Origin of the sequence: Aquabacterium sp. (genome assembly GCF_029946005.1) — a bacterium.
GTDB lineage: Bacteria > Pseudomonadota > Gammaproteobacteria > Burkholderiales > Burkholderiaceae_C > Aquabacterium.
The window spans coordinates 171,712-195,577 of the sequence record NZ_JAQSDR010000015.1 but is presented as its reverse complement, the minus strand read 5'-3'; the positions used below and the strand labels follow the sequence as shown (position 1 = coordinate 195,577).

The following is a 23,866-nucleotide window of genomic DNA, read 5'->3' as shown; positions in this document are numbered from 1 at the left end:
ACTGCTGCACGGCCCTGGCCACACAGGCCTTGTCAGGCGCGGCGTCGCACCCCGATCGAGCACGCCACCATCATGCCGGCCAGCATCAATGCCAGGGTCTCAGGTTCCGGCACAGTGGCTTGGTTCCTGGCGTAGCCGTAGAACTCCAAAGTGGTGCCTTCGGATCGGTTGTTCTCGAAGGTCAGCAGGATGGGGACGGTGGTTTCTTGGATCCCCGTCGTGCCTGAGCTCCCTGAGAAGAAATAGTTGCTTTTCAAGTCGAGACCAGCACTTTTTCTGAACCCCAGGTGGTATTCCCCGAAGGCGTAGCCACAGGCAGTGACCGCATGGCTGACATCGCCACAGAGTTGGTTGTTGGTGAATTTGAACGTTGCTTGCCCGGTCAAGGTGATGCGGGTATGGGGTGCCAGCCACAGGTTGCCGGAGAGCCCCGAGTTTGGCCCCAGGTACGCATCGGCTCTCGCGCTCAGCTTGTCGCGAGCCTCGGACCACAAGTGCAGTCCGTTGGCGGTGATCGATGCAGTGGACAGGACATCACCCTTTTGTGCCAGGGCCGACACAGGGGCAAACAGCGCGTCACCGATGTGCGTGTCGCGCGCTACCGGTGACCACATGCTAGCTTGGTACACCTGGGCATCGACCTTGTTTTGGTTGCCGGAACCGGTCGTGAGCCATTCAAAGCGCGCAGCCTGTCCATCAGCCGGGTCCAGGTCCGTGGCGGTGAACTGCAGTTGTGCGATCTGGGTCTCCATGGTCATGGCGGACCAGGCGGGGGCGCTGAGGCTCGCGACAGCAGCCACGGCCAAGCCCTTCTTTAACAAACCGGCCTGGCGGCGACGATGCACCAGCAGCAGGGTAACGAGGCCCGCCATGAGCAGACCCAGCTCGCCTGGTTCGGGCACGGTGGTGGCCCCTGGCATGTTATTGCTGATCCAGGTGGCGCCGCCAAAGTCCAGCCCAAAGTAGGCTTCTTGATCAGTGTTGTTGTCGAGTGTCAGCAGGACGGGGGTGTTAAGCCGATCGCTACCCGTGCGCGAATCAAAATCCAGCGTCACCTGGAATTCATTCCTTGCCCCTGGTAGAGGAAAGGCACTGTTCAATTCAACGGTCAACGCGGCATGGCCGCCATTGCAAGAGCGCTCGAAGCCGTCCACAAACACCGTCTGGCACAGGGGGTCGCTGGTGAACGCAATGCTGGCCTGCGCCGTCAGGGTGATGCGGGTGAACGGTGACACCACCAAGGCTGAAGGGCCTTCCGTTTCGCGCGACCAGGCGTTGGCATAAGCCCCCAATGGCTCGGCTGATTTGACGAACAAGTAGGCGCCATTCATGTTGATGGACGAGGCGCCCTGCACGCTGCCTTGAGCGATTTGCGAGGAGAGGATGGGCAGTGAGTTTCGGATGAAGCGGGTGTCAATCGCGATGTTCTCCCAGCCGTTTTTCAGGATGGCAGTTTGGGCGCTGACGAAATTTTTCGGCTGGCTGGACCACTCGAAACCCGCGGCTTGGCCGTCCGCAAGATTCAGGTTGGTGGCGGTGAGTGTCAGGCCGGTGATCTTGGCCTCAATGCTCACGACAGCTTGGGCTGACGTGGTACAAGCCGCAAACAAGGCGAGGGACAGCAGAGCACGGTGCAATGGACGTGGCATTTCATTTCTCCATGAAACAATGGCCAAGCGCACCCGAGCCCGGAGGTCTTGGGTGCGCTTTAGGCAAAAAAATGGAGGACGCCTTGTCCTCCCCCTGATTTGATGTAATTGAACCCCACGGGGCGATCGCATCGTCACGGTGATCGACGCCACCGTCCATCCCTCAAGTGGGGGGCAGGGCCGCGGACCAGGAAGATGTCTGCCCCACGAACCTTGAGGTCGTGGGATGACTCGCATTGTCAGAGCATTGAATCCCCCGCGACTTCAGGCGCCGCCGATTGCAATGTCACAGGATAAAGAGGGCGCGCTCAGTGAAGCTCTAAGGCACGAACCGATACCCCACGCCCGTCTCGGTGATCAGGTGCCTCGGGCGTGATGAATCCACTTCGATCTTTTTGCGCAGCTGAAGCATGTAGACCCGAAGGTAGTGACTGTCCTCCGAATGGCTTGAACCCCACACGGCAGTCAGAATTTGTCGGTGCGTGAGCACGCAGTGAGGATGCCCGGTGATGTGCGTCAACAAACGGTATTCGTTCGGCGTCAGGTGCAAAGCCTGACCAGCGCGCTCGACGGTTCGGCGCGCCAGGTCAATCCGGACGTCGGAGAACTCGATGATGGTGCTGCCGTCGGTCACAACGCTGGAGCGGCGCCGAAGGTGAGCACGCACCCGGGCCACTAGTTCGACGGCACTGAAGGGCTTGACCAGGTAGTCGTCCGCGCCAGCGTCCAGTGCGCCCACCTTGTCCTGTTCAGTGGTGCGGGCTGACAGCACCAGCACCGGCACATCCGACCAGGTGCGCAGGTCGCGGATCAGGTCCAGGCCGTTGCCATCGGGCAGCCCCAGGTCCAGCACCACCAGGTCTGGTCTGCGCGTGCCGGCTTCGATCAGCCCGCGTTCTAGGTTGGCCGCCTCATGCACTTCGAAGCCTTCGCGCTCCAGTGCAAGGCGAACGAATCGGCGGATCTGGTCCTCGTCCTCGATCAACAACACCCGTGGGGCCGACTCGCTCATGACCATGTCCCTTTCAGCTTGCTGCGACATCTTCAATGTCGTCGATGGAAGGCGGTGTGCCGCGTGGCAACTCGATGGTGAACTGAGCGCCCCCTTGGGGCCTGGTTTTGCCGTGGATGGTGCCGCTGTGGGCTTCGACGATGGCGCGGCAAATGGCCAGGCCCAAGCCCACGCCGGGGGTGGTGCCTTCCTTGTGGCCACGCTCGAACATCTCGAAGATGGCCGCTTCCCGGCCCTTTGGCAAGCCAGGGCCTTGGTCAGAGATGGTCAGGCGCACCCTGTCGCTTGATGCCGAGGCCCCAATCTCAATGGGGCTGTTGGTGGGGGTGTACTTCACGGCGTTCTCCAGCAGGTTGCACAGCACCCGCTCAAACAATACCGCATCCAGGTGCAGCAAGGGCAAGTCCTCGGGCAACACCACCCGCACTCGCCCAGGTTCCAAGGTGCCCGTCATGGCGCGCAAAGCGCCGCCCACGATCTCTTCCAGTGCTTGCCATTGGAGGTTCAGGTGCACTTGGCCGGATTGAAGCCGGGCCATGTCGAGCAGGTTGTTGACCTGGGCGTTCATCCTCAACGCAGACTCGCGGATGGAGACCAGCATCTCGCCCTGCGGATCATTCGGCTGGCGGCTCAAGGCCAAGGTGTCCGCCATGCCCACCAGTGCCGCCAGGGGGGTGCGCAGGTCGTGCGAGATGGCCGCCAACAGAGAGTGGCGCAGGCGTTCGGATTCCATCTGAACGGTGGTGCTCTGAGCCACCTCGACATAGTGCACGCGCTCCAGCGAGATCGCGAGCAGCGAGGCGCAGGTGTCGAGCAGGCGGCGCTGCTCGGGGCCGATGAGCCGCTTTGGGTTCCGTGGCTCAAGCACCAGGACGCCGCGAACGCGCATCGGCGCCTTGAGCGGAACGTAGAGCAACGGTGATCCCGGTAGCGTGTCGGTGCCATGGCCTGCCGTCTCGGCGTGGTCGAAAGCCCATTGCGCGATGCCCGTGTCAATGCCCACGGGCAGATCGGGCTGTGGCAATGCGGGCATGACACGGGCTTGCAGGTCGCTCACCATGATGGCCGATCTGGCTTCGAACTCCGAGCGCAGAAACCGGGCGGCAATCTCGGCGATCTGCTCGGCCATCAAAGCGCCTGACAAGTCCCGAGACATCTTGTACAAGGCGCTGACACGCTCTTCACGCAAGGTGGCCACGCGTGCTTGAAACTTCAGCCCGGCGGTCAGCTGGCCAATCACCAATGCCACGACCAGCATCACCGCAAAGGTCAGCAAATATTGAGCGTCGCTGACGCTGAAGGCAAACCGTGGCGCCACATGGAAGAAGTCGAAAGCGCCCACGCTCAAAAATGCGGCCATCACGGCGGGGCCCCGTCCGAACCTGACGGCCACATAGACGACGGCCAGCAGGAACAACATGACGATGTTGGCGGTGTCGAGCACCGAGTGCAGCGGAGCCATCAGGCAGGCCACGAGCCCGCACACCGCTGCGCTCCACAGGTAAGCACGCCATGCCTTTGGCAGCATGGCGGTGCCCTCGGTGTTGTCGTTGGCCGGTGCCGACTTGCGTTCGTCTCGCTGGCTGGCGGGCAGCGCGATCTGAATCACGTCAAGATCATGCCCCAGCGCGCCCACCGCGTCTGCCAAGGTGGCGCGCCAAGGGTGCGTTTTGCGGCCGGTGCTGCGGCCCAGCAATACCCTGGACAGGTTGTGCTCGTGGGCATATTTGACAATGGTTCTGGCCATGGCATGGCCTGCCAAGGTGGCCGTCGTGGCACCCGCATCCTGGGCCAGCTTCAACACCCGCAGGGTTCTGTGCCTGGCAGCATCGGGCAGTCGCTGAAGTTTGGGTGTTTCAACGTAGATGCAGTGCCAGGGCACGTCCAGCTGAGCGGCCATGCGGGCGGCGCCCCGCACCAGCTTCTCGGAACGCTCGCCTGGGCCGATGCACACCAGCAAGGATTCGCGCGTTTGCCAGACAGGCGTGGTTGACAAGGTGCTGCGGTATTGCAGCATTTCATCATCGACCCGGTCGGCGGTGCGCCGAAGCGCCAGCTCCCTCAAGGCGATGAGGTTACCTTTGCGAAAGAAGTTGCGCACCGCGCGCTCGGCCTGTTGCGGCAGGTAGACCTTGCCTTCCTTCAAACGCTTGAGCAACTCGTCGGGAGGCAGGTCAACGATGACGACTTCGTCGGTTTCGTCAAAAACGCGGTCAGGAACGGTCTCCCAAACGCGGATGCCCGTGATGCCGGTGACGACATCATTGAGGCTTTCCAGGTGCTGCACGTTCATGGTCGACCAGACGTCGATGCCCGCGTCCAACAGTTCTTCCACATCCTGCCAGCGCTTGGGATGGCGTGAGCCGGGCGCGTTGGAGTGCGCCAGTTCATCGACCAGGATGAGTTGGGGTTTGCGCTTCAGCGCACCGTCAAGGTCAAACTCTTTGAGCGTTCGGTCTTTGTGAAGAACCTCCTTGAGGGGAAGCCGATCCAGCCCCTCCACCAATGCCTCGGTCTCCGCTCGGCCATGGGTCTCGATCACGCCGATGAGCACCCCCATCCCTTGCTGCTTCAAACTGCGCGCCGCCGACAGCATGGCGTAGGTCTTGCCGACGCCTGCGGAGGCACCGAAGAAGATCTTCAGCTTGCCTCTTTGCGCTTGTGCTTGCTCCTGTTTCAGGCGCGCCAGCAACTGGTCTGGATCGGGGCGGGTGTCTGGCATGGGCTGATGATGATGCATTTTCTTCCAGGCGCCGGTGTTCACACCACTCAACGAACCGTCATCTGATCAATGTCCAAGTTGAGCTTGAGCACGTTCACGCGGGCTTCACCCAAGAGCCCCAACCATCGACCTTCACTGTGACGCGTGATCGCGGCATGAACGGCCTCGCTTGAAAGCCCGCGCACGCGAGCCACGCGGTCGGCCTGGTACTGTGCAGCGGCGACGCTGATGTGGGGATCCAGGCCACTGGCCGATGCGGTGACCAGGTCAACCGGGATGGGCAAGACGTTGCCGGGATCGGCCACCTTCAAGGCTTCGATGCGGCCCTTGATGGCCTCCACCAGGGCAGGATTCAAGGGCCCCTGGTTGGAGCCGCTGGAACCGCTGGCGTTGTAAGGCATCGGGCTGGTGGCCGATGGGCGGCCCCAAAAGTATTGGGGATCGGTGAAGCTCTGGCCGATCAGCGCGGAGCCGATGGTCTTGCCATCCTTGACGATCAAGCTGCCAGCCGCCTGCTCGGGAAAGACCGCCTTGGCGACACCAGTCACGGCCAGAGGGTAGAGCACGCCGGTGACCACGGTCAGCGCGACGAACAGGCTCACGGCGGGACGAATCATGTTTTGCATGTGGGGCTCCAGATCAGACCAAACCAGTGGCGGTGATGAACAGATCGATCAGCTTGATGCCGATGAAGGGCACGATCACGCCGCCCAGGCCATAGATCAGCAGATTGCGGCGAAGCAGCGCGGCCGCACCCAGCGCCCGATAAGGCACGCCGTTGAGCGCCAGTGGAATCAGAAAAATGATGATCAGCGCGTTGAAAATCACCGCCGACAGAATGGCCGACGACGGACTGCCCAACTGCATCACATTGAGCGCACTCAGTTGCGGGTAGGTGGTGACGAAAGCCGCCGGGATGATGGCGAAATACTTGGCGATGTCGTTGGCGATGCTGAAGGTGGTGAGCGAGCCGCGCGTCATCAGCATCTGCTTGCCGGTCTCGACCACCTCGATCAGCTTGGTGGGGTTGCTGTCCAGGTCCACCATGTTGCCTGCTTCCTTGGCGGCTTGGGTGCCCGAGTTCATCGCCACGGCCACGTCGGCCTGGGCCAATGCAGGAGCATCGTTGGTGCCGTCGCCTGTCATGGCCACCAACTTGCCGCCAGCCTGGTACTCGCGGATCAGTGCCAGCTTCTGCTCGGGGGTGGCTTCGGCCAGGAAGTCATCGACTCCGGCTTCCGCAGCAATGGCCGCTGCCGTGAGCCGGTTGTCACCGGTGACCATCACCGTCTTGATGCCCATGCGGCGCAGTTCCGCAAATCGTTCCTTGATGCCGCCCTTGACGATGTCCTTGAGTTCGATGATGCCCAGCACTTTCAAGCCGTCAGCCACGACCAACGGCGTGCTGCCACGGCGCGAGACTTCCTCAATGGCGGCATTCAGCGCGGCGGGGAAGGTGCCACCCAAGGCCTCGACATGCTGGCGAATTGCCTCGGCCGCACCTTTGCGCACTTGGCGAACCTTTGGCGCCTGGTGCTCGGTATCTGGCAGGTCCACTCCGCTCATGCGGGTCTGTGCCGAGAAGTGCACAAAGGTGGCGTTCAGTGACTGGATGTCCCGTTCGCGCAGGTTGAACTTCTGCTTGGCCAGCACCACGATGCTGCGGCCTTCTGGCGTCTCGTCAGCGAGCGAAGCCAACTGGGCCGCGTCGGCCAGTTCATTGTCCTTCACGCCGGGTGCGGGCAAGAAGGCCGAGGCCTGCCGGTTGCCCAAAGTGATGGTGCCGGTTTTGTCCAGCAGCAGCACATCCACATCGCCAGCGGCCTCCACGGCACGACCGGAGGTGGCGATCACATTGGCCTGCATCATCCGGCTCATGCCCGCCACGCCGATGGCCGACAGCAAGCCCGCGATGGTGGTGGGGATCAGGCACACCAGCAGCGCGATCAACACGGTGATCGAGATGGGGGCGCCTGCGCCAGCCACCTGAACGCTGAACAGTGAGAAAGGCAGCAAGGTGACCGTCACCACCAGGAACACGATGGTCAACGCCACCAGCAGAATCGTCAGCGCGATTTCGTTGGGGGTCTTCTGGCGCTTGGCGATTTCCACCATCGCGATCATGCGGTCCACGAAGGTTTCACCGGGGTTGGCGGTGACGCGAACAATGATCCAGTCCGACAAGACGCGTGTGCCCCCCGTGACCGCCGAGAAGTCGCCACCGGACTCCCGGATCACCGGGGCGGACTCACCGGTGATGGCGCTTTCGTCCACCGAGGCGACGCCTTCGATCACCTCGCCATCCGCCGGAACCACATCGCCTGCCAGGACCATCACGGTGTCGCCCTTGCGCAGGTCCTGAGATTCAATCGGGTGCCATTGGGCCCCCTGGTGAGGTTCTTCCAATTTCTTGGCCCAGGTCTCCTTCTTGAGGCTGCGCAGCGAGGCGGCTTGGGCCTTGCTGCGGCCCTCGGCCATGGCCTCGGCGAAGTTGGCGAACAGCACCGTGAACCACAGCCACAGGGCCACCGCCAGAACGAAGCCTGCGGGCGCCTCGCCCTGGCCACCCAAGGCTTGAAGGAAGAGCCCCGAGGTGATGATGCTGCCGACGTAGACGACGAACATCACCGGGTTGCGCCATTGGACACGGGGATCCAGCTTTTTGAAGGCGTCCGCGACGGCTGGCTTGAGCAGTGCGGCGTCAAAGAGGGTAAAGGTTTGGCGAGTCATGTTTCACTCACTTCCAGAGCACCAGGTGCTCAATCACAGGACCCAAGGCCAGGGCGGGGACATAGTTCAGCAGGCCGACCAGCAACACCGTGCCCAGCAGCAGCACCACAAAGAGCGGGCCATGCGTCGGCATCGTTCCGCTGGTGGCGGCGATGCGCTTCTTGGCCGCCAGCGAGCCGGCCATGGCCAGCACCGGCACGATCACCCCGAAGCGGCCAAACCACATGGCCACGGCCAGCAGCACGTTGTAGAACGGCGTGTTGGCCGACAGCCCGGCGAATGCGCTGCCATTGTTGTTGCCTGCCGAGGTCAAGGCGTACAGGATCTCCGAGAACCCATGCGCGCCCGGGTTGGCGATGCCGGCGCGTCCGGCATCGCTCATCACGGCCACGGCCGTGCCCAGCAAGACCAGCAGCGGCGTCACGAGGATGGCGATGGAGCTCATCTTCATCTCGTAGGCCTCGATCTTCTTGCCCAGGTACTCGGGCGTGCGCCCAATCATCAAACCGGCGATGAAGACGGCCAGGATGGCGAACACCAACATGCCGTAGAGCCCGGTGCCCACGCCGCCAAAGACGACCTCACCCAGTTGCATGTTCACCAAAGGCACCATGCCACCCAGCGGGGTGTAGGAGTCGTGCATGGAGTTGACTGCACCGCAAGACGCATCGGTCGTGATGGTGGCAAACAGCGCCGAGGCAGCGATGCCAAAACGAGTCTCCTTGCCTTCCATGTTGCCGCCTGACTGGGTCAGGCTGACGCTTTGGTCAACGCCCAGCGCTGCAATCCGGGGATTGCCTTGCTGTTCAAAGCTCATGGCCGTGATGGCGCCCGCCACGAACAACAGTGACATCGCGACCAGGACCGCCCACCCCTGACGTCTGTCCTGAACCAGGTGGCCGAACGTGAAACACAGCGCTGCCGGGATCAGGAAGATGGACAGCATCTGGACGAAGTTCGTCAGCGCTGTTGGGTTCTCGAAAGGGTGTGCCGAGTTGGCGTTGAAGAAGCCTCCGCCATTGGTGCCCAGCATCTTGATCGCCTCTTGCGAAGCCACCGGCCCCATGGCGAGCGTTTGTCCAGCGCTGCTCTGAGCCTTGACGACCTCCAGGGTCTGCACATCCTTGTAGGCGTCAAAGTTTTGCACCACGCCCTGCTGCACCAGGAACACGCCGTACAAAAACGAGATGGGCACCAGGATCCACAGCGTGACGCGGGTCAAGTCAACCCAGGCATTGCCGATGCTTTTGACCGAGTGGCGCGCAAAGCCGCGGATCAATGCGATGACGACCACGATGCCGGTGGCCGCCGACAAGAAGTTCTGCACGGCCAGGCCCAGCATCTGGGTCAGGTAGCCCATGGTCTGTTCACCGCTGTAGCCCTGCCAATTGGTGTTGGTCACAAAGCTCACTGCGGTGTTGAACGACAAATCAGGCGAGACATTGCCCATGGCCTGCGGGTTCAGCGGCAGCCACACCTGCAGGCGCTGCAATGCATAGACCGCGAGCACGCCAAGAGCGTTGAACAACAGGATGGCCAGCGCATATGGCAACCAGCCCATCTCGGTGTCGGCCTTGATACCGCAAAGGCGGAACAAGCCATTTTCAAATCGTCCCGTGAAACGAAGCTTGCCTTCCATCACATTGGCGATGTAGCGCCCAGTGGGAAGGGCCAACAGCAACAACACGGTGCTGAAAGCCGCCAGAAGTAACCAGGCCTGCGTGTTCATGAAAACTTCTCCGGTTGCAGCAATGCGGCCAACAGGTAGACCAGCAGGCCCACCGACACCACGCCACCCAGGATGTAGAGCCAAGTCATTTGGCGGGCCCTCCAAGCTTGGCGCAACCCACTGCCATGCCGGCCAGCACAAGCCAGAATGCAGCGGTGAGCGCTAGAAAAACGAAGTCCATGAAAGCGCTCCTTGATGAGATGGCTGAATCGTAGAAACGAACGCATCAAGATGGAGGTAAGCTTTCAGTGCTGCGCATAAAGATTGCGTTAAGACGAATTCAAAGGCCAGCAGGTTTTTGAACACTTGCAGGCAAGCGGATTGCCACCACATGGGTGCAAGGAGCACACCATGACCAAAATCCCCCTTTTTCAGCACCACGTGGCAAGGATCCTGCTAGTCCTGGCCGCCCTGCCATGGCTGGCGTCGGCCTATGCCCTGGGGGCCGCTGGCTCCTCGGCGCCTGAACTGCGCGCAAAATTCAGCCAACTGAGCCCTTCGCTGCAAAACAGTGCCTTTTTGCGCCCGCTGGTCATCGATTCCAGCGAGTCTTCAGGCCAGACCAGGGGTGACATCTATGCGGTGGTGGCATATCCCTTCACCAAAGTGCAGCAGGCCTTGCGAGATCCGGCCCGGTGGTGCGATGTGATGATCCTGCACCCGAACACCAAGCAGTGCGAGTCGCCCCCGTCGGGCCAATCGGTGCTCAAGGTGGCGATCGGTAAAAAGCTCGAACAGCCGGTTGAAGATGCCTACCCCTTGAACCTGAACTATTCACTGGCGTCCGACGCGCCCGACTATTTCCAGGTGCAACTGCACGCAGCGCAAGGGCCGCTGGGCACCAGCAATTACCGCTTTGTGGTCGAGGCGGTGTCCCTGGGTGGCAACCGCAGCTTCATCCACCTGTCTTACTCCTACGCGTCCAGCATGGCGGGCCATCTGGCCACCAAGGCTTACCTGGCCACGGCTGGCCGGTCCAAGGTCGGCTTCAGCCAAACGGGCAAGGACGGCCGTGGTCAGTCCATTTACATCGACGGTGTGCGCGGTGCGGTTGAGCGCAATGCCATGCGCTATTACCTGGCCATCGACGCCTGCCTGCAAGCGCTGGATGTGCCGGCCGACCAGCGCTTCGATCGCCGTCTGACGCGCTTCCTGGCCTCCATGGAGCAGTACCCCCGCCAATTGCACGAGATGGAGGGCAGCACCTTCCTGGAGATCAAGCGGCGTCAGCATGAACGTCAGCGCCAGGCGATGAGCGCCCAGGCCTCTGCGGGCTAATCGCTGTCAGTGTTTCGAAGTCAAGGAGGGCGGTGAAGTTGAGGTTGATTGCGATTTCAGGTAGGCGATCAGCAAGCGGCGTTCTTCGGCTGAGCGCACCCGCACGTCCATCTCCTGGCCTGGTATGAGCGCTTCGGGATTGCTCAGCCAGCGGTCCAGCATCTCTTCGGTCCACACCACCTTGGACTGCTTGAGCGCGGTGGAATAAACAAAATCGGGCACCGATCCGGCCCGGCGGCCCACCACGTTCTGATGCCGAGGGCCGACTTCATTGGTGCTGACCGAGTGGCACTTCAGGCACTTCGACTCATACAGGGCCTGCCCGGGCGCGAGTTCATCGGGATTGGCCTGCGTCACCCCATGCCATCCCGTGAGTGAGCAGGCGAGCAAGGCCATGGCGATCTTCATGATGGTGGTGTGGAATTTTGTTCTTACAACCTACGCGGCACACCCAGGTCTGGATGCCTGAAAAGCGGTGCTATTCCACAAAATATCCACAGAAGGTCATGGCGGGGGAGTGGAGCCGCGCTGGGCCATTTCAATGCAGGCCCGGAAGATGCTCACGCAGTTGTGCAGCACTTCGTCCAGCGGCGTCTTGCATTTCTCGGCCACCCACTGCGTGGCGATGCGGTTGCTCGAACCCACCAGGCCGTCGGCAATGATGGTGGGGTTCAGGCCCAGTTCGGCCAGGTTGGGGAAGAACTGGCTCACGAAGGCGCCCACCAGTTGGGCGTAGTCCTGGCTGGCCTTGTTGGCCAGTGAGTTCATGCCTTCGCCCACGTTCAGGGCATCAATCAGGCCCACCCGCGCGCGCCGAGGGTCTTCCTGGATGAATTCCAGAAAGGCGCGGATGGCGGCCTCCGACAACTTTTCCGGGTCCGGTGGGCACTGCGCCAAGGCCACGATGGTGACCTGCATCAGCTCTCGGCTGATCGAGCCATACACCGATCGGAACAAGGCCTCCATGCTGTCGAAGGATTCGTAGAAATAGCGCGAGGTGAGTTTCGCCTCTTTGCACACGTCCCGCACCGTGGCCGGGTGGAAGCCCTTTTCGCCAAACACCGCCAGCGCGGCTTCAACCAGGCGCGCCTTACGCTGGCGCTGGCGCTCTTCCGGATCAACCCCCGCATAACGTCGGCCGGTGGTCCCCGAAGTAGAGGGTATTTCGGGGTTAACCCTGGTTCTGGAAACAGCCATTGTCAAATACTATTTTTGAAGTTGACCATTGTCAAAATGGTGCAGTGCGGCAGTGGACTCGGAGACGAATGTATGGGTGAGCGAGCGGGTGTGGTGATCGTGGGCACGGGCTTTTCGGGCCTGTGCATGGCGATCCGGTTGAAGCAGTCGGGCGTGGACGATTTTGTCATCCTGGAGCGGGCCGACGATGTGGGCGGTACTTGGCGTGACAACCACTACCCTGGATGCGCCTGCGATGTGCAGTCGCACCTGTATTCTTATTCATTCGAAGCCAATCCGGATTGGTCGCGGCAATTCGCACCGCAACCCGAGATCTGGTCCTATCTCCGCCGTTGTGCCGAGAAATATGGCATCTTGCCGCACATTCGCTACAACGCCAATGTGGTGGCGTCGCGTTTTGACGAAGCCACCTCTACTTGGGTGGTGTCCACCGAAGACGGTCGGGCGTTCACAGGCCAGGTGCTGGTCTCTGGTGCGGGCGCCCTGAGCAATCCCTTTGTCCCCAAAACCGAAGGCAGCGAAACCTTCGAGGGCGAGATGTTCCATTCGGCCAACTGGCGTCACGACATTGACCTGCGCGGCAAGCGCGTGGCGGTGATCGGCTCGGGCGCCAGCGCCATCCAGTTCGTGCCCCAGATCGCGCCCAGGGTGGCTCGCCTGGATTACTTCCAGCGCACGGCGCCCTGGGTCATGCCCAAGCCCGACTGGCAGCGCTCGGAGTGGGCCAAACGCATCACGCGCTTGATTCCTTTCACGCAAAAGCTGCACCGCTGGACCACCTACTGGATCCTGGAAGGCCGCGTGGTGGCTTTCGTGATCTCGCCCAAGATCCTGAAGTTGTTGGAGGTTCTGGGCCGCCGCCACATCAACAAGCACGTGAAGGACCCGGCCAAGCGCAAGGCGCTGACGCCCAATTTCAGCGCGGGTTGCAAGCGCGTGCTGGTTTCCAACGACTACTATCCGGCTTTGGCGCGCGACAACGTCAAGATCGTTCCTGACCACATCCAGCGCATCACCCCCAAGGGCATCGTCACGGCCGATGGCCTCGAGCACCCCGCCGACGTCATCATCTGGGGCACCGGCTTCAAGGTGCAGGAACTGGTGCCTCGCGGCGCCTACACCGGCCTGGGTGGGCGTGACCTGTCCGATGGCTGGGCCAGGCAAGGCGGCCCCGAGGCTTTCCTGGGCATGTCGGTGTCGGGCTTCCCGAACCTGTTCTTCCTGATGGGCCCCAACACGGGCCTGGGCCACAGCTCCATGGTCTACATGATCGAGTCGCAGGTGCAGTACGCCCTGGACGCGATCCTGAAGATGCGCAAGGCGGGCATGGCGGTGGTGAATGTGCGCGAGGAGACTCAGCAAAAGTTCGTCGAGAACATGCAGTCGCGCCTGAAGGGCACCGTCTGGGCCTCGGGCTGCAAGAGCTGGTACGTCAACGCCAGCGGCAAGAACACCACGCTGTGGCCGGGCTTCACCTTCCGCTACCGCCAGGCCACCAGCTCCTTCAAGCTGGCCGATTACGTCATCAAAGCCAAATAAGAACATCCATGAAAAATTTCAAAAACAAAGTGGCCGCCATCACGGGCGCAGCCTCCGGCATGGGCCGTGAACTGGCGGTGGAACTCGCCCAACGTGGCTGCCACGTGGCCTTGTCCGATGTGAACGAAACCGGTCTGGCCGAGACCGCCGCGCTGGTCAAAAAGCATGGCGTGAAGGTGTCCACCACCAAGCTGGACGTGGCCAACCGCGAAGCGATGAACGCCTGGGCCGACCAGGTCGCCACCGAATTCGGCCAGGTCAACCTGGTGTTCAATAACGCCGGTGTGGCCTTGGGCGCCACCATCGACAAGGTCAAGCCTGCAGATTTCGAGTGGATCATGGGCATCAATTTCTGGGGCGTGGTGTGGGGCACGAAGGCCTTCCTGCCGCACCTCAAGAAGTCGGGCGAAGGCCACATCGTCAACACCTCCAGCCTGTTCGGCCTGATGTCGCAGCCCACACAGGGCACCTACAACGCCAGCAAGTTCGCGGTGCGCGGTTTCACCGAATCGTTGCGCCAGGAGTTGGATGTCGAGAACTGCGGCGTGAGCGCCACCTGCGTGCACCCGGGCGGCATCCGCACCAACATTGCCATGTCGGCCAAGCTCGACCCGTCGATGGCCAAGCCCGGCACCGACCTCGAAGTGGCTCGCCGCCGCTTCGACAAGCTGCTCAACACCACCACGGCCAACAGCGCTGCGCGCACGATGATCCGCGCCGTCGAGCAAAACAAGCGCCGCGTGCTGGTCGGCCCCGATGCGGTCTTCCTCGACAAGCTGGTGCGCTTGACAGGCTCTTGGTACCAGCCGCTGGTGACCTTCTTCTTCAAGAAGATGATGGGTTGATGAGCCATGAGTGCGCCCGATGTTTTGAGATCCGAAAGCCCTGACATGTCCTACGACGATGCCGCCGCTGCTGGCGAGCCCGTGATCCGCCGTTATCCGCCCCTGCCGGGCCTGCTCGAAACCGCGACGGCGGCGACCATGCGCTTTGCGCTGCGGGCCTTCTTCAAGTCGATCATGAAGCCGCCGCTGCCACCGCAGTTGCAGCGTGGCGTGTTGCACATGCTGTCGGTGGTGATGCCGGGCACGAGCGGCGTCAAGGTCGAGAAGATCATGGTTGGCAACATGACGGCCGAGCGCATCACGCCCAAGGGCCTGGACAAGCCCAAGCATGCCATCCTGTACCTGCACGGCGGCGCCTTCGTGGCAGGCAGCCCGCGCAGCCACCGCAGCATCACCACCCGCCTGGCCAAGTTCGCCAATTGCCAGGTGCTGGCCATCCACTACCGACGCGTGCCCGAGGCACCGTTCCCGGCGCAGATCGAGGATTCGGTGACGGGCTACAAGCAGTTGCTGAAAGACGGCTTCAAGCCCGAGAACATTGCCATTGCCGGTGACTCGGCCGGTGGCACCTTGACCTTGCTGGTCACCAAGGCGCTTGAGCTGGCGGGCATTGAAGGGCCCAAGTGCCTGGTGATGATGTCGCCTGCCTTCGATGCCAAGCTCGACAGCCAGAGCGTCAAGAAGTACCGCAAGCTGGACCCGATGATCAACATCGAGTGGGGCCACCAGGGCTTCACCTGGTACCGCCCTCAGCACGATCATCCGCTGGCCTTTCCCAAGCGCCAGAACCTGTCCACCTTGCCGCCCACGCTGGTGCAGGTGGGCGAGATCGAGGTGCTGCACGACGACTCAGTCTGGCTGGCGCACGCGGCCAAGCGCTTCGACCGCCATGTCGAGCTGGAGATCTACCAAGAGCGCTGGCACGTGTTCCAGATTCACGCGGGCATCATGCCCAGCGCCACGCTGGCTTTGCAGCGGCAGGCTCAGTTCCTGATGAAGCAGTGGGGCGCTTGAGGTCGAACAAGCCCGTGACTTGCGTGTTGACGCGCTAGTTGCTCAAGTCGTCATCCAGGCCCGGCATGAGGACCTCGCCATGCGGTCCCCACTCCACATGTGTGATGCCCGGCTCCTGCTCCTCCAGACGCCTTTTTTCAGCCTCTTGGGCGCTTAAGCCATTTTTCCTCACGAGCATGTCGTCCACGGCGATGCGCTCTTGAAGGTTCTTCTCAGCGCGCGCCAGGGCCTGTTTCATGGATGACACCAACTCATCTTCCGACCATGGCTTGGTCAGATAGCGGAATACCTCGACGTCGTTGATCGCCGTCATGATGGTCTCGACTTCCGTGGTGGCACTCAAAATCATCCGAACGGCATGGGGCTGTTTCTCTCGCACTTGCGCCAGGAACTGGATGCCATTCATCTGAGGCATGCGAAAGTCGCTGACGATGACCTCGAACGGCACCATGTCGGCCCGGGCCAGCGCCTTGAGTGGATTGTCGAAACCTTCTACCTTGACGGATACCGGCAGCGCTCTGCGCAGCAAACGTTGCAGGGCGAAAACCACATTGGGCTCATCGTCAACGAGGAGTACGCGGCTCATGGTCGCTCCTGTGCGTGCTTGATGGCCAACAAGATGGGCTGGCCTCCGCGCCGTTCAAACGTCTTGATGCGGGCAATCAACTCATCGGTCAACACATGGTCTGCAGCCAAAAGCAGTACGCCCTCCGCAGACAGGAAATCAACGGCGAGGATCATGCCGGGCCTCAACTCATCCGTCCTGAGCTTGAGCGGACGGTGTGTGGGCGGTGGGGGCGGTTTTGCAAACAGGCTCAGAAATGCATCGAGTACCAGCGGATCGAATTGTGTGCCTCGTCCGCGGCCGATCATGGTGCGTGCCTCATTCGTCGAGAGGCATTCCGTGATGAGGTGACCTGCTTGCATGCCTTCATAAGCATCGACGATGGCCAGGATGCGCGCGCCAACAGGGATGGCCTCCTCCTTGAGTCCATCCGGGAACCCACGGCCATCGTGGCGCTCATGGTGGGATCTGATCAAGGCCGCCACGGGTTGCATGTCATCCAAGCCCATCAAAGCCTGCTCGCCAAAAATGGGGTGAAGCCTGTAGCGGGTCGACTCTTCCGGCGTCATCTTGGAGACAGGTTTGGACAGCGTCACATCCGACAGGCCGATCTTGCCGATGTCATGCATCAAGGCGGCAATGAAGACTTCGTGGGACTGTGCGTCATCCAGATTCAGCACTTTTGCCGTGCGTCTTGCCAGGTCGGCCACTTTGCGTGAATGCCCAACCAATTGGCCCCCCCGCAATTCGATCAGATTGGAGAAGGACTTGATCGAGTTGAAGTAGTTCTTCTTCAGGCGGTCATTGAGTTGCGCCAGTTCTGCTGTGCGCTCTTCGACCTTCTGCTCAAGCGTGGCGTTGAGCGTCTTGAGTTCCTCATTCTGTCGAATGCTCAGGGCTTCAAGCCGGTTCTTCTCGGCGATCAGTGCCTTGCGTTCAAAGGCTTCCGCAACGGTGCCCAGAATCTCGCTGTCTTTCCAGGGTTTGGCGATGTAGCGGTGAATTTGCCCCTCGTTGATGGCCGAGATGGTGGAGTCAATGTCTGCATAGCCTGTCAGCAACAGCCGCGTGATGTCCGGCCAGCGCGTGCGCACCTGCAAGAGCAGTTCGGCTCCCGTCATCATCGGCATGCGCATGTCCGAGATGATGAGATCGATGGGTTCGGACTCGAGCAACGCCAAGGCCGCAGCGCCGCTTTCAGCGATCAGGATCCGATGCCCTGAGGAGCGGAACAGGCGCTTCATGGCGGAAAGGATGCTCGGCTCGTCATCAACGCAAAGCACGGTCCGCGTAAAGGTTTCGGGGGTATCCATGAGACTCCTGAGGTCAGACCTGCAAGGACTGACACACATCCTCGAACTGGGCTTGCACCTGACTGAACGCGGCCATGCAGGCGTCCTCGCCTGGGAACATGGCCGCCCAGATGTCGGGCGGTGTCGGAGGCACGGTCTCATTCGACGCACCCGAAAAACCCAGTGCGTGCGAGAACGCATCAGCAAGGTGCGCCAACCCCACCAGCCCTGGACCATGGTGCATGGATGGCGAGTGGTGAAATTCGATGGCTTCGACAATCACGGGTGAAAACCGCCAGTGTTCAGCGATCCGTGCGCCGGCGACGGCGTGGTCAATGTTCATCAAGGCCCTTTCGGCCTCGATCAGCAACAGATCATTGTCGCGCTGGTGGGCCAGAACCTTCACGTAGACGTCGGGGTAGGCGCAGGCCAGGGCAATGCGCCCGATGTCATGCAGCAGTCCTGCGGCGAATCCAATGTCGCTGTCCATTTGCAACTCACGGGCGAGGGCTTGGCCGCACAGTGCTGCACCCACAGCATGCCGCCAGAAGCCGTTGAACTCGTAGTCGATGCCTTGAGGTGCTTTTAAGCTCCCCGTGACCCCTGCGGCCACCACCACCGTTCGCACGGTTCTCATGCCCAATATGGTCAAGGCTTCGGGAATGGAGCCGATTTGCCTGGTCATGCCGTAAAAGGCCGAATTGGCCATGCGCAAGGTCTTGGCGCTCAAAGCGGGATCTCGCGACAACTTCACCGCGATGTCGTCCGATGACAAGGATTCATTGCCAAGAGAGGCAATGAGTTCCATCACCACCGCTGGCAAGGAGGGAAGTTCCCTGACTTTTGCTTTGAATTGGTCCGGCGTGATCACGAGATTGCTCATGGCAGAGTACCAAGTTTGTACCGCATCATCAGGTGGAACAGCGGGCTGACTTGGCCAGAGCGGAGGATGTGCCGGAACCGGTGCTCAAGCAGGCGCCTTATTTCCTCTCGCTGCGCTTCTGTGAATGCCGGTGCAGTGGGTTTTTCAGCCGTTTCAGGTGCTGGATCTGGTGTCATGTTGAGCCTCCATCAGAGGGTGGCCACGGTGTCACTGTGGCCTGCGGCGTGAGGACCATGAGGGCCCCCCTCGATCGCGAAGCACCAGTCATCGGGCGACAAACTGCGCGAAACGTCAAACCATTGACATCAATGTCATGGTGAAAACCATCACTGGCGCGCCAGAGGTCGGCCAAGGGTGCCAACCCAAGGTCATCGATGCGCATGCCCAGCAGGGTCCCTGCATCGTGGAACAGCTTTTCTGCATCGGTATTCATGAATGCGACCATGCCCTCCGGGTCGAAACCGATGAGAGGGGTCGGGATGTTCTCCAGCACTTCCCTGGCGATGCTGAGGCTGGTTTCCTCCCGATCGATCTGCTCTTGCTGAGAAACCAGAAGATGCTGGAGCCGCTTGTTGACCTCTGCCAACTCGAGGTTGGCGCCTTGAACCTCACGATCAAGCCGCAGGTTCTCGTCGGCCATTTCTTTTTGCTGAAAGGCTTCTTTGATGTGCCCACGAACCAGCTCGTCATTCCATGGTTTGGTCAGGAACTTGTAGATGGCACCCTCGTTGATCGCATCAGTGATCGACTGAAGTTCGGTGTACCCCGACAGCACCATGCGCACCGTCTTCGGGTACAACTCCTTCGCTCTGCGCAAAAGCTCAACCCCGGTCATTCCGGGCATTCGTTGATCAGACAGGATAACGTCCACCTCGTATTCGGCCAGGCGCTGCAAGCCTTGAGGACCGCTGTTGGCCGTGACGATGTCATACCCGTCACGGCGCAGCAGGCGCTTGAGTGATGACACGATGCTTTCTTCATCATCGACCAGCAAAAGCGTGCGCTTGCGGGTTTTGCGGCCAAGCATCTGCTGGGTTAGGCACTTCTTCTCACGCAGCAACGCCAGCATGTCGGGCTCGTGCAAAGGCTCACTGAAGTAGAAGCCTTGCATCTGATCGCACTGATTGGCGACCAGCAGCGCTACTTCGCCATCGCTTTCGACACCCACCGCCATCACCTTCATCTGAAGGCTGTGTGCCAGATTGATGATGGCCCGTGTGACGGACACATCTTGCGTGGCCGCTGTGACGTCGGGCACGAGCGATCTTCCAATCTTGATCACGTCAATGGGCAATCGGCGTAAGTTTGCCAAGCTGGAGTAGCCGGTGCCAAAGTCGTCCAGTGCAATGTGCACACCAATGGACTTGAGCTCACCCAGGGTAACGGCGACACGCTCAAGGTCATTCATCAGCATGCTTTCCGTGACCTCGATGCTCAGGCAATGCGGATCAAGGCCGGTCTTTCTCAAAATGGTTTCGATGGAGCGGGCAATGTCGGGTTGATTCAATTGCTTTGCCGACATGTTCACGGCCATTCGCAAGGTCGGCAATCCCGCCTGTTGCCACCGCACGGCGCTCTCACAGGCTGTGACGAGCACCCAGGTGCTGATCTCCAGGATCAGTTCGGTTTCCTCAGCCATGGGTAGGAAGTCATCGGGGGCCAAGTCCCCGAACAGAGCGTTGCGCCAGCGAACCAGGGCTTCGGCCCCCACCATCTGCCCCGTCCCCAGGTCGATCTGGGGCTGGTATTGAAGATACAGCTCTTGCCGAACCAGCGCCTCTCGAAGAGCGGCCTCACGGGCCAGCCTGTCTCCTACTTTGGCATTGGCCTCGTCTGTGAAAAAGCAGATCTGGTCGGGGCCCATGGCTTGCGCCATCCGCATGGCGGCTTCGGCTTGTCTCAAGGCGTGGCGTGGCTCATCGTCTCCGTCCTGCGGGAAAAGCACGATTCCGATGTCGCACGACACCTTGACCACCGTTCCATCAAGATTGATCGGGCCGGAAAGAGTCTCCTGAAGTTGACGGCTTAGTTGCAACGCCAGGTCCTCATCCAGTTGCCCCTCATCTGCCATTAGAAGCATGAACTCGCCGGTGCCCATGTAGGCCAATGTGTCCGATCTGCGCAAACCAGCGGTCATTTTGCGGGTCAGCATCAACAGTAATTGATCTCCCAGCGCGTAGCCCAGCGACTCATTGATTTTCTGGATTTCATTGATCGCAACCGCCAACAATGCAATTCGCCTTCCTTGATGGATCGCCAGCTTGGCTTCAGTTTGCAGGCGGTCCTGCAGCATCTGACTGTTGGGCAGGCCAGTCAAGACGTCAAAGTGAGCCACTCGGAATGACTGCGCCTGAGCCTCCTGGCGTCCTGACGTGTCATGGGCATAGAGCACGATGTAGCTCTCGGTGCCGTACTCCAGATAGGACGCATTCAGTTCGACCGGGATGGTGTGGCCATCGGCTGCGCGCCAGTCACTGGCCAAAGTCCAACTGCCCATCTGTCTCAGGGTGTTCCAGCTGTTGTGCCACATGTCTGGCCGCCTGTGCGGCGCGATGTCGAAGATGGTCATCTCCGACATGCATTCCTTGCTGTATCCAAGCAGCTTTTCAGCCGCCTCATTGACGTAGTGAAGCTGACCTTCCTCGGTCACCACCACCATTGCCATGGGTGAGCGATCCAGCATGAAGCGACTCATGTGGAGCGCTTGTTCCGATTCAGCCACCAGGATGGGCTGTCCGTTGGTTTCGTTCACGGAGCCTCCTTCGCCACCACCGCTGCAGGAAAGTTTCCATCCGCTTGGATGTGAACTTTGTAACCAGCTGCGCGAGGCTTCATCATGTTTCTATCGGTTCATCCTTCTTGAACATGATGGTCAGCTCATGCCTTAGGCAGCCTACATGTGTGAATTCGCCGGGAATCGCTGATGTCAACGTGGGGTGAGGGTGCCTGACCTGCACGCGCCACCTTGAATGTGCACCATTTGGCGCTGAACCTCGGCTTTCCCATGTTGCTGGTGGGCTTGTTCGATCCATGTCGGGATGGAAGCGTAAAAGGCCACTCATCGTCACAAATCCACACATGGATGTGCCGCCGTGTCCATGTGTGCTCAATCACGTGGCCGAATTGCCGAAGTTTGGTCTGGGGAGCGTCCCCATCGCAGTTGGAAAGCCCTATGCAGACAGAGCAATTGACGTGGAGTGCATTGGCCGGTTGGTCCCAGGAAAAACCCAGGATGGAAACCCAAGCGCAATGCGTTCTGGCTTTTGGATCGCCTCAATCCCTCCAGAATGCAGGGGCATTGGATCAAGTTGGCCTTTGGTATCCACAGGCCGTCATCGTCGGCTGTTCTACTGCGGGCGAGATCTGCGGTATGAGCGTTCAAGACAACACGCTGGTAGTCACTGCAGTGCATTTCGAGCATTCGAAGCTTCGTGTGGCCAGTGCCATGGTTGGGAATGCCCTGGACAGCTACCAGACAGGCGCTGCATTGGCCGCGGAACTCAACGCTCCTGGACTGGTGCATGTCATGGTTTTGTCTGATGGACTCCATGTCAATGGGACCGCGCTGGCGGATGGTTTGCGTGAAAACCTTCCCTCGCCGGTGGCGGTGACTGGCGGGCTGGCAGGCGACGGCGAGCGCTTTCAGAATACGCTGGTTTGCGTTGGCACCAAGGCGTCGGAGAAGTGTGTGGCGGCCATTGGCTTTTATGGCGAGCGCCTAAGGGTTGGCTATGGGTCGATGGGCGGCTGGGACAGCTTTGGCCCTGAGCGACTGGTGACGCGTTCGAGCGGCAATGTGCTGTTTGAGTTGGATGGTCAGTCGGCGCTTGATCTGTACAAGAGATACCTGGGCGAACATGCCAAGCAGCTTCCATCCAGCGCCTTGTTGTTTCCTTTGGCCCTGCGTGGTGATTCCATCAACGGCAGCGTGGTCCGCACCATTTTGGCCGTGGACGAGAGCAAGGGGAGCATGACCTTCGCCGGTGACGTGCCTCAGGGTACCCATGCGCGCCTGATGAAAGCCAACTTTGATCGTTTGATCGACGGTGCCGCTGGTGCCGCGCGTGTGGGGCTGGAAAGACTGGACAGTTTTGCGCCTGACTTGGCCATTTTGATCAGTTGTGTCGGACGCAAGCTGGTGCTGAAGCAGCGTGTCGAGGAAGAGATCGAGAGTGTCCGGGACGTTTTGGGGCCTCAGGCCACCTTGGCCGGCTTTTACTCTTACGGTGAGATCTGTCCGCATGAAAGCCTCACCAAGTGTGAGCTGCACAATCAGACCATGACGGTCACAACGTTCGCTGAGCGGTGAGCTATCACAAGCTGCTTGAACGTCAGATTCGGCGACACCTCGCCGATGGGGTGAGACCTGACGATTTGGCTTCGCTGTTGGCGGCCATCAGCGAAGCCTATGGCGATGCAGACGTTGACCGAAGTGCCATTGAGCTCTCTCTGGAGTTGATGTCGACAGAACTGACTGAGCGCAATGCTCAGTTGCAGTTTGAACTCCAGGAGCGCCATGTGGTTGAGCAAGCGTTGCTTCAGGAGCACTCTGAACAGCAGGCATTGATCAAAAAACTGGAAGAAGCGCATCATCAGCTTCTGCAAGCAGAAAAGATGGCCTCCATTGGGCAGCTGGCGGCTGGAGTCGCACACGAAATCAACAATCCCATCGGCTTCGTGGGCTCCAACATGGGCACCTTGCGCAAGTATGTTCAGAGCCTCCTCGATTTGATCGCGGCTTATGAATCGCATGAGGCCGACATGGCTGAGTCGATCAGGGAACGCATGTCGAGCCTGCGCATGCAAATCGATCTGGCATACCTGCGCCAAGACATCCCAAACCTTGTGAGTGAATCCATTGACGGCATCGACCGTGTTCGCAAGATTGTCCAGGATCTGAAGGACTTCTCGCACGTGGATGAGGCGCAATGGCAGTGGGCCGATCTGCGCAGTGGGCTGGACAGCACCTTGAACATTGTTCAGAATGAAATCAAGTATGTCGCTGAAGTGGTCAAGAATTATGGCGACATTCCCGATGTGGAGTGCATGCCATCTCAGCTGAATCAAGTCTTCATGAATTTACTGGTCAATGCCGCGCATGCCATGCATGAGCGGCACGGCAAAATCACTGTGACCGTGGGCATGTCGTTGCCGACCGCAGTGTTTGTCGAGATCGCGGATGAAGGACATGGCATTGCGCCAGAAAACCTTAAGCGCATTTTCGATCCATTCTTCACCACAAAGCCCGTGGGCAAGGGAACGGGCCTGGGCTTGTCGCTGTCCTATGGCATTGTCAAGAAGCACCATGGGCAGATCACTGTAGGAAGTCAATCAGGTGGCGGCACCGTTTTCCGGATGGTGCTGCCAATCCGTCAGCCAATCAATTCGCCGGAATGATCGCGTCATCACAT

At 60.4% G+C, this 23,866-nt stretch carries 19 protein-coding genes; 6 read left to right on the top strand and 13 right to left on the bottom strand.

Annotation, left to right across the window (positions count from 1 at the left end; all coding sequences use genetic code 11):
* Window positions 1-32 precede the first annotated feature (32 nt).
* The 7 genes from PSV38_RS12215 to kdpF form a co-directional block, all read right to left on the bottom strand.
* The gene (locus PSV38_RS12215; protein WP_300547776.1) at window positions 33-1,649 is read right to left on the bottom strand and encodes a PEP-CTERM sorting domain-containing protein; all 1,617 of its coding nucleotides are present in this window, start codon (window positions 1,647-1,649) and stop codon (window positions 33-35) included.
* A gap of 319 nt (window positions 1,650-1,968) precedes the next feature.
* Window positions 1,969-2,661, bottom strand: a complete 693-nt coding sequence (locus tag PSV38_RS12210) for a response regulator (RefSeq protein ID WP_300547775.1) — start codon at window positions 2,659-2,661, stop codon at window positions 1,969-1,971.
* Between the two features lie 13 nt (window positions 2,662-2,674).
* Window positions 2,675-5,383 (bottom strand): two-component system sensor histidine kinase KdpD, encoded by a 2,709-nt coding sequence (kdpD, locus tag PSV38_RS12205; protein WP_300547773.1) that lies wholly within the window; start codon window positions 5,381-5,383, stop codon window positions 2,675-2,677.
* Between the two features lie 47 nt (window positions 5,384-5,430).
* Window positions 5,431-6,009, bottom strand: a complete 579-nt coding sequence (gene kdpC / locus PSV38_RS12200; RefSeq protein ID WP_300547771.1) for a potassium-transporting ATPase subunit KdpC — start codon at window positions 6,007-6,009, stop codon at window positions 5,431-5,433.
* Between the two features lie 13 nt (window positions 6,010-6,022).
* Window positions 6,023-8,113, bottom strand: a complete 2,091-nt coding sequence (gene kdpB / locus PSV38_RS12195) for a potassium-transporting ATPase subunit KdpB (protein WP_300547769.1) — start codon at window positions 8,111-8,113, stop codon at window positions 6,023-6,025.
* Window positions 8,114-8,120: 7 nt separating this feature from the next.
* Window positions 8,121-9,842, bottom strand: a complete 1,722-nt coding sequence (gene kdpA / locus PSV38_RS12190) for a potassium-transporting ATPase subunit KdpA (RefSeq protein ID WP_300547767.1) — start codon at window positions 9,840-9,842, stop codon at window positions 8,121-8,123.
* Window positions 9,839-9,931: a K(+)-transporting ATPase subunit F gene (kdpF, locus tag PSV38_RS12185; protein ID WP_300547765.1), complete on the bottom strand. Its 93-nt coding sequence runs from the start codon at window positions 9,929-9,931 to the stop codon at window positions 9,839-9,841. Before kdpF ends, kdpA begins: the two co-directional genes overlap by 4 nt.
* 262 nt (window positions 9,932-10,193) lie before the next feature.
* Between kdpF and PSV38_RS12180 the strand changes: the two genes are divergently transcribed.
* Window positions 10,194-11,120: a hypothetical protein gene (locus PSV38_RS12180; protein ID WP_300547763.1), complete on the top strand. Its 927-nt coding sequence runs from the start codon at window positions 10,194-10,196 to the stop codon at window positions 11,118-11,120.
* A gap of 6 nt (window positions 11,121-11,126) precedes the next feature.
* Here PSV38_RS12180 and PSV38_RS12175 read toward each other — a convergent pair whose 3' ends face one another.
* A complete protein-coding gene (locus tag PSV38_RS12175) occupies window positions 11,127-11,528 on the bottom strand; it encodes a c-type cytochrome (protein ID WP_300547762.1) in 402 nt (133 codons plus the stop codon).
* A 96-nt stretch (window positions 11,529-11,624) separates the two neighbouring features.
* Window positions 11,625-12,317, bottom strand: a complete 693-nt coding sequence (locus tag PSV38_RS12170; RefSeq protein ID WP_300547760.1) for a TetR/AcrR family transcriptional regulator — start codon at window positions 12,315-12,317, stop codon at window positions 11,625-11,627.
* 72 nt (window positions 12,318-12,389) lie between these two features.
* Here PSV38_RS12170 and PSV38_RS12165 point away from each other — a divergent pair, with 72 nt between their 5' ends.
* Genes PSV38_RS12165 through PSV38_RS12155 form a run of 3 tightly spaced genes read left to right on the top strand, consistent with a single transcriptional unit; the run spans window position 12,390 to window position 15,715 of the window.
* The gene (locus PSV38_RS12165; protein ID WP_300547758.1) at window positions 12,390-13,856 is read left to right on the top strand and encodes an NAD(P)/FAD-dependent oxidoreductase; all 1,467 of its coding nucleotides are present in this window, start codon (window positions 12,390-12,392) and stop codon (window positions 13,854-13,856) included.
* A gap of 8 nt (window positions 13,857-13,864) precedes the next feature.
* Window positions 13,865-14,701: an SDR family NAD(P)-dependent oxidoreductase gene (locus tag PSV38_RS12160; protein WP_300547756.1), complete on the top strand. Its 837-nt coding sequence runs from the start codon at window positions 13,865-13,867 to the stop codon at window positions 14,699-14,701.
* A gap of 45 nt (window positions 14,702-14,746) precedes the next feature.
* The gene (locus PSV38_RS12155) at window positions 14,747-15,715 is read left to right on the top strand and encodes an alpha/beta hydrolase (RefSeq protein WP_300547754.1); all 969 of its coding nucleotides are present in this window, start codon (window positions 14,747-14,749) and stop codon (window positions 15,713-15,715) included.
* A 34-nt stretch (window positions 15,716-15,749) separates the two neighbouring features.
* Here PSV38_RS12155 and PSV38_RS12150 read toward each other — a convergent pair whose 3' ends face one another.
* The 4 genes from PSV38_RS12150 to PSV38_RS12135 form a co-directional block, all read right to left on the bottom strand.
* The gene (locus PSV38_RS12150; RefSeq protein ID WP_300547752.1) at window positions 15,750-16,301 is read right to left on the bottom strand and encodes a response regulator; all 552 of its coding nucleotides are present in this window, start codon (window positions 16,299-16,301) and stop codon (window positions 15,750-15,752) included.
* A complete protein-coding gene (locus PSV38_RS12145) occupies window positions 16,298-17,593 on the bottom strand; it encodes an HD domain-containing phosphohydrolase (RefSeq protein WP_300547750.1) in 1,296 nt (431 codons plus the stop codon). Before PSV38_RS12145 ends, PSV38_RS12150 begins: the two co-directional genes overlap by 4 nt.
* A 13-nt stretch (window positions 17,594-17,606) precedes the next feature.
* On the bottom strand, window positions 17,607-18,455 hold the full coding sequence (locus PSV38_RS12140) for an HDOD domain-containing protein (RefSeq protein ID WP_300547748.1): 849 nt from the start codon (window positions 18,453-18,455) through the stop codon (window positions 17,607-17,609).
* Between the two features lie 172 nt (window positions 18,456-18,627).
* A complete protein-coding gene (locus PSV38_RS12135; RefSeq protein ID WP_300547747.1) occupies window positions 18,628-21,207 on the bottom strand; it encodes an EAL domain-containing protein in 2,580 nt (859 codons plus the stop codon).
* A gap of 420 nt (window positions 21,208-21,627) precedes the next feature.
* On the opposite strand from PSV38_RS12135, the gene PSV38_RS12130 reads away from it, so the two are divergent.
* Both PSV38_RS12130 and PSV38_RS12125 read left to right on the top strand, forming a co-directional pair.
* A complete protein-coding gene (locus PSV38_RS12130) occupies window positions 21,628-22,764 on the top strand; it encodes an FIST N-terminal domain-containing protein (protein ID WP_300547745.1) in 1,137 nt (378 codons plus the stop codon).
* Entirely contained in the window at window positions 22,761-23,852 is a 1,092-nt protein-coding gene (locus PSV38_RS12125; protein ID WP_300547743.1) for an ATP-binding protein, read from the top strand. The genes PSV38_RS12130 and PSV38_RS12125 overlap by 4 nt, the downstream gene beginning before the upstream one ends.
* The last annotated feature ends 14 nt before the right edge of the window (window positions 23,853-23,866 follow it).